We start from the raw sequence: 3,549 nt of genomic DNA on the forward strand, positions 1-3,549 counted from the left end.
AGTCCGGAACATGGGATCACCTTTCGAAAAGTTCGTCACGGATCTAACAAGGCGTTTTGCGATAGGCTATTCGAGTCATGAACATTCGGCGAAACCGCCTGAGTGATCCCCAGTTTTGTTTTGCGAGCGTAGGATAGGTGTAGGAGCAAGAGAATGGCAGGCCACGACTTATGTCAAGCCCCATAGTGAGGAAGACTAGGGAAGGGCTGGTTATGTAGTAGGAAAAAGGGAACCTCCCCTCGAAGAGCTTGTTTTGGCAAAAACAATTCAGGAAGGGGAGGTTCTCGTGAAACCTGGGGATATCACCAGTTTCTTTCTATCAGTTTTTGAGGATGTGCGCAAGTCTCAGGTGAAGACGATTGCAAGTCTGGTATACGGGCTGATACGAGGCAAGAGGGCTGGGGTAGCGTCGATAGGGCGGAACATGGCGGGGCGTGCGAAGGAGAAGCACAGGATAAAGCGAGCGGACCGATATTTGGGGAATGACGGGATAGAACTTGTCAAGATAAAGCAGCGGTTATTGTCGTTGGTAGCGGGTGGGAGGAAGTCAGTGATAGTGGCGATAGACTGGACTGACATAGGGGGTGGGAAGAGGCAGGTTCTGTATGCTGCGTGTATAACGAGGGGCAGAGCGATTCCGGTGATGTGGGAAGTAGCGGACAAGGCGATGGGTAAAGGGAGCCAGACTGCGATAGAGGAGCGTTTTTTGGAGGCTTTGAAGGCGGCGGTGTCGGGGGATTTGAGGGTAATAGTAGTGGCTGACCGTGGGTTTGGGAGGGTCAATTTTCTTCGGAAGTTGGGGGACTTGGGGTTTGGGTACGTAGTGAGGGTGACGGGGAGCGCCTGGGTTGAGGGTCGAGGATTTAAGGGTCAGTTATGGGACCAGACGCTGAGGGTTGGCGGGGCGACGGAATTTGGCGAGGTTTATTATCAGAAGGAAGCCAGGTACAGGACGCGGGCGGTGGGGTTTTACGAATATGGGCAGAAAGAGCCGTGGCTTCTGGTGACGAACATGGGGGAAGCGGCGGAGAAGATAGCGAGTTGGTACGGCAGGCGGATGGAGATTGAGGAGATGTTCAGGGACTTCAAGAACTCGGAGAACGGGTTTGGCCTGCGAGGGCTGAGTCTAAAGGCGAATGGCCGCTATGACCGGCTGCTGCTGATAATGGCGCTGGCATACTACATATTTGTATTGGCTGGGAATCTTGCGGAGCATTTAGGGCTGCACCGGCGGTTCATGGCGAACACATCGAGGAAACGGACGCTTGGGTTATGGAGGGTAGGGGGGTTCCTGATCGACAAGTTCAAGGTTGACCTTGAACGCCTATTGCGCCCCGCCTTGAATCCTGTATTGGAGGTCTCAAACTGGGGATAGCTCAGGGTTTTCGTGGTTTTGACAACGGATGAGGGCCGTGCTATCATAGTCGTGCGCGTCGTTCGGTGGCGCAACGCAATGTGAATAGTCGGGCTGTAGCGCAGTTTGGCTAGCGCGCCTGAATGGGGTTCAGGAGGTCCCGAGTTCAAGTCTCGGCAGCCCGACCAGCGAAAGGCCAGAGCCGCAAGGTATTGCGGCTCTTTTCTTCGACGGTCCGCGCGGAACGGGGCCGCAGACGATGTATACATCGAACCGGCGCCGGGGCCGAATCCGTACTGCATCCCGGCGTATACGCTCGAGCGCACTTCCTCCTTCCCAAGGACATCCTGAGGACATCGCTACCCCACGTTATGTCAACGATCCCGGAATTGCGCCTCCCCCCGGGGCTCCTGGGCCGGCCGCAGCCCGGGCCGCTGTCTCACCGGGCTTAGTAACGTAAAGTTCCCGGGGCTCATATACTGGATCACGAACACCGGGCATTGCGCCGGCCTGGTAGGACGGACGCGGTGCGAAAGGAGGTACGCAGATGCCCGAGACTGCCGGCTCGCTGCCTTCAGTCTTGAGAGAGTTGCACAACATCTGCCCCGGAGTAAAGTTCAACGTGATCTTCGAGTGCGGCAACTGTTGCTTCAAGGCCAAGAACGTCGAGGATATTGACGAAAAGGGCGGCAGCCTGGTCCTGAAGAGCCCGGAATGCGATTTCATTCGGGTGTTCACGATCAACCCGAGGACTGTCCTCAAGGAGAAGGCCCTTGCCGTCGTTATCCCCCGCGAGAAGGTCTGTGCCATCGAGGTCGAGTCCCCGGAGTGCAGGCAGGAGGGGGAGTAGCTGACCGCCGCTCTTCGACTGGAGAGCCGCGGCTGCAAGCCCCTGGAGAAGTTGACACGCGCGGTGCGGGATCGGCGGGAGCGGGCGCCGGCCCGCTCTTGCTTTTTCTGTGCGCCCGTCGTATGATACGGATGAACACAATTTTGTGCTCAAAGGTGGCGCCTTTCATGGACCTGGTCAGGATAGGCGACAAGGTAGTCAACAAGAGCAAGATCTACCGGGCGGTGGATAAGATCCTCGAGCTCAGGTCATCCGGGCTGGCCCAGCAGGAAGTGGCCGACCAGATGGGCATAGACCGCGCCTTCGTGTCGAAGGTGGAATCCATGGGCGAGGTGCGGCGGGGGGGTCGGGTCGCCCTGATCGGGTTTCCGGTCAAGAACAAGGAAGAGTTGGCAGCCGTGGCCGCGTCGGAGGGCGTTGACATGGTCATGCTCATGACCGACAAAGAAAGGTGGCAGTGGGTGAGGGAGAAAAGCGGCGAAGTGCTCCTTGCCGAGGTAATGGCCCTCATCACCACGGCGAAGAACCACGATGCGGTGATATTCATAGGGTCCGACATGAGGATCAGGCTCGCGGAGGCGATACTGGGCGCGAAGGTGGTCGGCATCGAGATCGGGATCTCGCCGATCAAGGAGGATAAGTACGTGGACCCGGAACGGTTGAGGAGTCTCATTCGGGGTCTCAGGGTGTAGCAGTGACGCCCGCCCCGGCGTCGGCCAATCATTCGGTCCAGACCATTCGGGGGTGAACGTGTGAAGCGGGTCATAAGCGTGAGCCTTGGGTCGTCGAAGAGGGACCATTCCGCAAGAGTGACAGTCCTCGGGCAGGAATTCCTGGTCGAACGAGTGGGCACGGACGGGGACATGGAGAAGGCCGTTCGAATGATAAGGGAGCTTGACGGCAAGGTGGCGGCGTTCGGAATGGGGGGCATTGACCTTTACATAAGCGCCGGCGGGCGAAGGTACGCGTTCCGCGAGGGCAAGAAGATCGCGAGGGCCGCGAAGGTCACCCCGATCGTTGACGGGTCCGGCCTGAAGAACACCCTGGAGCGCCGGGTAGTGGAATACCTGGTTAAGAACGACGTCGTGCCGCTAAGGGGCAAGAGGGTGCTGCTCGTCTGCGGCGTCGACCGCTTCGGCATGGCGGAGGCGCTGGCGGAAGCCGGCTGCGACCTGATATTCGGCGACCTGATATTCACCATAGGTGTGCCCGTCCCGATTAGGTCGCTTCGCATGCTCGACATACTGGCCCGCATCCTTGCGCCCATTCTCGTTCAGTTGCCATTCGAGATGCTCTACCCAACCGGCAAGAAGCAGGAACAGACGGTTCCCAAGTATGGCAAGTA

The 3,549-nt window shown here is 58.2% G+C and carries 4 protein-coding genes and 1 tRNA gene; all 5 read left to right on the forward strand.

Annotated features, from left to right (window positions below; translation table 11 throughout):
• Positions 1-253: 253 nt before the first annotated feature.
• A complete protein-coding gene (locus NUW23_15515) occupies positions 254-1,375 on the forward strand; it encodes an IS4 family transposase (protein ID MCR4427565.1) in 1,122 nt (373 codons plus the stop codon).
• 89 nt (positions 1,376-1,464) lie between these two features.
• A tRNA-Pro gene (locus tag NUW23_15520) sits at positions 1,465-1,542 on the forward strand.
• Positions 1,543-1,901: 359 nt separating this feature from the next.
• Entirely contained in the window at positions 1,902-2,204 is a 303-nt protein-coding gene (locus NUW23_15525; protein MCR4427566.1) for a hypothetical protein, read from the forward strand.
• Positions 2,205-2,371: 167 nt separating this feature from the next.
• Positions 2,372-2,896 carry a transcriptional regulator gene (locus NUW23_15530; GenBank protein ID MCR4427567.1) on the forward strand — a complete coding sequence of 175 codons (525 nt, stop codon included), beginning with the start codon at positions 2,372-2,374 and terminating at the stop codon, positions 2,894-2,896.
• Positions 2,897-2,956: 60 nt separating this feature from the next.
• On the forward strand, positions 2,957-3,549 hold a 593-nt coding region (locus NUW23_15535), incomplete at its 3' end, for a quinate 5-dehydrogenase (protein MCR4427568.1).

The sequence above is a fragment of the Bacillota bacterium genome (assembly GCA_024655925.1).
GTDB lineage: Bacteria > Bacillota > DTU025 > DTU025 > JANLFS01 > JANLFS01.